General features: G+C 63.0%; 5 protein-coding genes. 4 read left to right on the forward strand and 1 reads right to left on the reverse strand.

The features are described from left to right. From cysG to mgtE, 4 genes are all read left to right on the forward strand, one after another. The coding region (cysG, locus tag LD28_RS0112480; RefSeq protein ID WP_033137290.1) for a siroheme synthase CysG at positions 1–1,291 on the forward strand (1,291 nt) is incomplete at its 5' end. A gap of 172 nt (positions 1,292–1,463) precedes the next feature. Further along, positions 1,464–2,432 carry a YopT-type cysteine protease domain-containing protein gene (locus LD28_RS0112485; protein ID WP_241462292.1) on the forward strand — a complete coding sequence of 323 codons (969 nt, stop codon included), beginning with the start codon at positions 1,464–1,466 and terminating at the stop codon, positions 2,430–2,432. After that, on the forward strand, positions 2,429–2,824 hold the full coding sequence (locus tag LD28_RS0112490) for a CesT family type III secretion system chaperone (protein ID WP_033137291.1): 396 nt from the start codon (positions 2,429–2,431) through the stop codon (positions 2,822–2,824). Before LD28_RS0112485 ends, LD28_RS0112490 begins: the two co-directional genes overlap by 4 nt. A gap of 356 nt (positions 2,825–3,180) precedes the next feature. After that, on the forward strand, positions 3,181–4,605 hold the full coding sequence (mgtE, locus tag LD28_RS0112495; RefSeq protein ID WP_033137292.1) for a magnesium transporter: 1,425 nt from the start codon (positions 3,181–3,183) through the stop codon (positions 4,603–4,605). Between the two features lie 85 nt (positions 4,606–4,690). Here mgtE and LD28_RS0112500 read toward each other — a convergent pair. Next, a partial coding sequence (locus LD28_RS0112500; RefSeq protein WP_033137294.1) for an ABC transporter permease occupies positions 4,691–5,598 on the reverse strand: 908 nt, incomplete at its 5' end.

Here is a 5,598-nt window from a genome sequence, read left to right on the forward strand (position 1 = left end):
CCTCACCGTGGTGGCGCCCGAGCTCGACCCCGAGCTGGCGGAGCTGGCTGCCAACGGGAGCATCGAGTGGCTGGCCGGTGAATTTGCATCGGAACAACTGGCAGGCAAGTGGCTGGTGGTGGCCGCCACCGATCGGCGCGAGGTGAATGCGCTGGTCTACCAGAGCGCCAATCAGGCGCGGATCTTTGCCAACGTGGTGGATGACCCGAAACGCTCCAGCTTCATCATGCCGTCGATCATCGATCGCTCGCCGCTGATGGTGGCAATCTCCTCCGGCGGCAAAGCGCCGGTGCTGGCCCGCTTGCTGCGGGAGAAACTGGAGGCCCTGTTGCCGCAACATCTGGGTGCCGTGGCGATCTTCGCCGGTAGCCTGCGGGAGCGGGTCAAGGCCCGCTTCGCCAGCATGGGGGAGCGGCGTCGCTTCTGGGAGCGGCTGCTCGGGGCCGACCGGCTCGGTCAGGCGCTGGCGCGGGGCGATCACGCCTCTGCCCACCAGCTGGCCGACAACCTGTTTGCCGATGAGAGCCAGAGCGCTGGCGAAGTGGTGCTGGTGGGAGCGGGCCCCGGCGATCCGGGTCTGCTCACCCTGCACGCCCTGCGCCAGATGCAGCAGGCTGACGTGGTGGTCTATGACCGGCTGGTCTCCGACGAGGTGATGGCGCTGGTGCGCCGGGATGCCAAACGCATCTTCGTCGGCAAGCAGGCGGGCAACCACTGCGTGCCGCAGGAGGGGATCAACCAGCTCTTGCTGGAGGAGGCGAAGAAGGGACAGCGGGTGGTACGGCTGAAGGGGGGCGACCCCTTTATCTTCGGCCGTGGCGGCGAGGAGCTGGAGACGCTGGTTGGCAGCGGCATCGGCTTTCAGGTGGTGCCGGGGATCACCGCGGCCAGCGGCTGCGCCGCCTACGCCGGCATTCCGCTGACCCACCGCGATCACGCCCAGAGCGTGCGTTTCGTTACCGCGCACGGCAAGGGGGGCGCCCGGGATCTCGACTGGCCGCTGCTGGCCAAAGATCGGCAGACTCTGGTGTTCTACATGGGGCTCTCCTCCTGCGCCACCATCCGCGAGCAGTTGCTGGCTCACGGCAAGGCGAGCAACACCCCGGTGGCGCTAATCGAGCGCGGCACCCAGCCCTGCCAGCGGGTCATTCGCGGCACTCTCGATGAGCTACCCGCGCTGGCGGTGGGGGTCGAGAGCCCGGCGCTGATCATGGTGGGCTCGGTGGTCACGTTGGCCGACCAGCTCGCCTGGTTTGGCGAGGCACCACAGCGCCAGCAAGCCCTCGCCTAAGCCCTCGACTTAACCCAGCCAACGCCTCCCTCAAGAGGCGTTTTTTCTGCCCCGCAACCTGACCTGGCAATGCGCCCAATAGTGTTAAAATCTGGCTGGATTCCTGACAGCCCGCTGCACTGGACAACCTCTATCATCAAGCTCCCATGTAAAGAGCAAACATCCACGGGTAATGATGATGACAATCACCTCCATCAGCCAATCGCAGCATACCAGCGGCGCCTCAATATCAGCCCCCATCAGCCCAACGAGCGTCCCCAGGCACGATGGTCCATTAGCCAAACGTGACCTGCAATCCATAACCGAACGCCCCGGGCTGCTGGCCCGCTTCTCCGCCGCCGTGCAGCACAACCTGCCTGGTCGCTCTCTGCTGGATCGCAAGCTGACCAGCGACGGCAAACCCAACCCGACCAGCGCCTTCCGCTTCAGCATGATCAAAGATCGCCTGATACACCTCGGCGTTCGCCTATTCCTCGGCACAGTCCGTGACTCGGTCCCCCAGCATGGCGGCAGCGTCACCTTCAAGTTCGCTCAGACCAAGGGGGCCTTCCTCGGTGAGATCATGAAACACGGGGACACTTCGGGCGGCGTGTGCGAGTCGATCTCCGCCCACTGGATCAGCAGCCACGCCAAGGGCGAGAGCCTGTTCAACCAGCTCTATACCGGCGGCCAGAAGGGGCAGTTTCAAATTGACACGCTGGTCTCCATCAAGCAGTTGCAGATGGACGGCATGCAAGAACACGTCGATCAGGCTCAGGTCACCAGCAACTGGCTCACCGACCACAACCTCGTACCGCGAATGAGCAAATCCGGTTATCCAATGCCCCCTGTTTCTGGCCAGACGGGAGCACAAGGGCCGGAGCAGCTGGTTGCCGCGATTCTGGATACCCGAGGTGAGGGTGCCGAGTACAAGAAGATCAGTTTCTCGGGCAAGATGGCTGGCCACACAGTGGCAGCCCATGTGGATGAACAACAGGGGGTCACCTTCTTCGATCCCAACTTCGGCGAGTTCCATTTCCCTGACAAGGAACAGTTCAAAAACTGGTTTACCAACGCCTTCTGGCCAGGCTCCAAATACAATCTTGAGATCGGACTTGGGCAGGAGTTCGAGGTTTACAACTTCAAGGGGGCTAACGCATGAGCCATTCCACCTATCGAGAACTGGTAGAGGGGCTGTTCAGCCGACTGGGGATAACCCCCCTTCCCTCCGAAGAGGGGGTGTATACCCTGCTGGTCGACGATCGCCTGCGGGTGATGATCGGCTGCTATCAGGAGCAATGGCTGCAACTCTACTGTGAGCTGGGCCCCCTCCAGCCCCCCAGCGACAACCTGTTCGGTGCCCAGTGGCCAGCCCATGTACAGGGTACGCTGGATGGGCAGGCGATCCTCTGGTCCCAATCTCCTCTGGCACTGCTGGATCAGGCGAGTCTTGAAGCCTGGATAGAACGGTTTATCGACGATGCCGAGGCCCGGCTGGCCCAGCCAGATGACCAGGGTTTGTTGCGAGCAAGCAGCCACCTGCTGAGAATTTGAACCAACAAAGCCCGGGGTCACCACCCCCCGTCACCCGATCCCGGCTGAGCAACCGCCTCACCGGGATCGGGCGATGGCCATGGATGGCAAAAAGTAAGCATGGAGACTGGCTGGAGGGCGCAGCAGAGTCGGCATAAGTAAAAATTGGGCCATCAAGGAAAAAGCCATAAATTAAATTTATACCGTGCCGTTTACCCCTACCGCCCCCCTCACCCTGCCATACCCGCCTGCGCCAAGCCCCCGCCCGATCTCGCCCGATAAATCTCTGCACCACTGCGCACCGTCATAACCTGTTGTTTTAAGTCTGGTATCCTATGGCTATTCGGCCCCGTGGCCACCAGCTCAGGAACCTCTCCATGTCTCTTCCCATCAGAAACAGCGCCAGGCAGCGCGCGGATGACAGATCCCGCATTCTCACCCTGCTGCTGCGCGATGATGCCCTCACCGACAGCCTGCTCGATCCGCAGGTGGTGCAGGATGCCGAGCAGCGCGATCAGACCAGCGAACTCACCGCGCTGGTCAACGGGTTGCCCGCCGCCGACGTCGCCGATGCGCTGGAGTCGCTGCCGCCCGATGAGCGTGATGCCCTGTGGGCGCTGGTGGAGGAGGAGAAACGCGGCCAGATCCTGGTCGAAGCGTCGGAGACGGTGTGGGACAGCCTGATCAGCGGGATGAGCGACAAGGAGCTGCTGCACGCCCTGCGCACCCTGGATATCGACGACCAGATCTATCTGGGCCAATACCTGCCGCGCAACCTGATGGGGCGGCTGCTCACCTACATGGCCCCCGAAGAGCGGGATCGGGTGCGGGAGGTGATCCGCTACGGCAAGCACACCGTCGGCGCCATGATGGATTTCGAGATCATCACCATCCGCCCCGAGGTGAGTCTGGCCACGGTGCAGCGCTATTTGCGGCTGCGCGGCAAGATCCCCGCCAACACCGACAAGCTGTTCGTCATCGATCGCCGCAACCACCTGCTGGGGGAGCTGGCCCTCACCACAGTGCTGCTGCACAAGCCCGCCACCCTGGTGAGCGATGTGATGGAGCAAGACCCGGTCACCTTCGATCCGGAGGATAACGACGAAGCGGCGGCCCGTACCTTCGAGCGGGATGACCTGCTCTCCGCCGCCGTGGTGGATGGCAAGGGCAAGCTGATGGGCCGCCTCACCGTCGAAGAGGTGGTGGATCTGGTCTATGAGGAGAGTGACACCGACCTGCGCCGGATGGGGGGTATCAGCGAGGATGAAGACGTGTTCGCCCCGGTCAGCAAGGCGGTCAAGACCCGCTGGGCCTGGCTGGCGCTGAACCTCTGCACCGCCTTTGTTGCCTCGCGGGTGATCGGCATGTTCGAGCACACCATCTCCCAGCTGGTGGCGCTGGCGGCCCTGATGCCCATCGTCGCCGGGATCGGCGGCAACACCGGCAACCAGACCATCACCATGATCGTGCGGGCACTGGCGCTGCAGCACATTCAGGCGGGCAACCTCTCCTTCCTGCTGCTGCGCGAACTCGGCGTCGCCTTTATCAACGGGCTGGTGTGGGGCGGCACCATGGGCATTGCCACCTACCTGCTCTATCAGGATGCAGCGCTCGGCGCCGTGATGACCCTGGCCATGATGCTCAACCTGCTGGTGGCGGCCCTGATGGGGGTCATCATCCCCATGACCATGACCCGCCTCGGCCGCGATCCGGCGGTGGGGGCCAGCGTGATGATCACCGCCATCACCGACACCGGCGGATTCTTTATCTTCCTCGGGCTGGCGACCATTTTCCTGCTGTAACCAGCCACTCAATCCATAAAAAAACAGGCCCACCGAGGTGGGCCTGTTGTTATCTGTGTAATCGGGAATATCGCGCTACAGGGCGCTACTCCCTCTCCTTCACATAAGGCGTACCGAGCGCCTTGGGTGCCACCGCGCGGCCGATAAAGCCAGCCAGCAGGAACACGGTCAGGATGTAAGGCAGCGCCTCGATGGCCTGTACCGGGATGGCGAAGCCACCGATGCTGACCCCTTGCAGGCGGATGGCGACGGCATCCAGGAACGCAAACAGCAGACAGGCTGCCATGGCATTCCAGGGGCGCCACTTGCCGAATACCAGTGCCGCCAGCGCCATATAACCCTTGCCCGCACTCATGTTGGGAACGAACTGGGCCGTCTGGGCCACCGCCAGATAGGTACCACCAATGCCACCCAGGATCCCTGCAATCAGCAGCGCGGTATAACGCATCCGCACCACAGAGATACCGGCGGTATCGACTGCGCCTGGCGCCTCGCCCACTGCCCGCAGGCGCAGACCGAAGCGAGTACGGAACAGCACCCACCAGGCCAGCGGTACGCAGGCAAACGCGGCGTACTCCAGCAGGGAGTGACCACTCAGCAGCTCGCTGTAGAGTTGGCCAATCACCGGCACATCGTAAAGCTCCTTGGCATAGGGGAGGTCAATGGGAGCGAAACGGGCATCACCGGAGAGCGTCGGTGTCTTGCCACCCATATCGAACCAGTAACGGCCCAGGGTTGCCGTCAAGCCTGCCGCCAGAATGTTGATGGCCATGCCGCTCACCACCTGATCCCCACGGTGGGTGATGGTGGCAAAGCCGTGCATCAGGGCAAACAGCACCGAGATGGCAATCCCGGCACCCAGCCCCACCCAGGCAGATCCGGAGACCGCCGCCGCCGCGCCGCTGGCAAATGCCGCCGCCAGCAATTTCCCTTCCAGCGCGATGTTGACCACCCCGGAGCGATCGCAAAACATACCGGCCATCGCAGCAAGAA

It is taken from the genome of Aeromonas finlandensis (assembly GCF_000764645.1).
Lineage (GTDB): Bacteria > Pseudomonadota > Gammaproteobacteria > Enterobacterales > Aeromonadaceae > Aeromonas > Aeromonas finlandensis.

Excerpts from the sequence above, each read along its gene's own strand:
- LD28_RS0112485 (WP_241462292.1), top strand. The coding sequence starts at position 1,464 with ATGATGATGACAATCACCTCCATCAGCCAATCGCAGCATACCAGCGGC.
- LD28_RS0112490 (WP_033137291.1), top strand. The coding sequence starts at position 2,429 with ATGAGCCATTCCACCTATCGAGAACTGGTAGAGGGGCTGTTCAGCCGA.
- mgtE (WP_033137292.1), top strand. The coding sequence starts at position 3,181 with ATGTCTCTTCCCATCAGAAACAGCGCCAGGCAGCGCGCGGATGACAGA.